Raw genomic sequence first — 412 nt, forward strand, 5'->3', positions numbered from 1 at the left:
AGACTGGAGAGAGCCAACGAAAAGACGGAAGATACTTATACAAATATATAGATTCATTTGGAGAACCGCAATTTGTTTACTCGTGGAAACTTGTGGCTACAGACCGAGTACCAGCAGGAAAGCGTGATTGTATCTCACTTAGAGAGAAAATCGCAGAGTTACAGAAAGACATTCATGATGGTATTGATGTTGTAGGAAAGAAAATGACACTCTGCCAGCTTTACGCAAAACAGAACGCTCAAAGACCAAAGGTTAGAAAAAACACTGAAACTGGACGCAAATATCTTATGGATATTTTGAAGAAAGACAAGTTAGGTGTAAGAAGTATTGACAGTATTAAGCCATCAGACGCTAAAGAATGGGCTATTAGAATGAGTGAAAATGGTTATGCTTATCAAACCATCAATAACTA

At 37.6% G+C, this 412-nt stretch carries 1 protein-coding gene; it reads left to right on the forward strand.

The window, feature by feature from the left end; all coding sequences use genetic code 11:
- A partial coding sequence (locus tag D7X55_RS41910) for an integrase DNA-binding domain-containing protein (RefSeq protein WP_199747462.1) occupies positions 1-412 on the forward strand: 412 nt, incomplete at both ends.

This window comes from Corallococcus sp. AB049A (assembly GCF_003668885.1).
Taxonomy (GTDB): domain Bacteria; phylum Myxococcota; class Myxococcia; order Myxococcales; family Myxococcaceae; genus Corallococcus; species Corallococcus interemptor.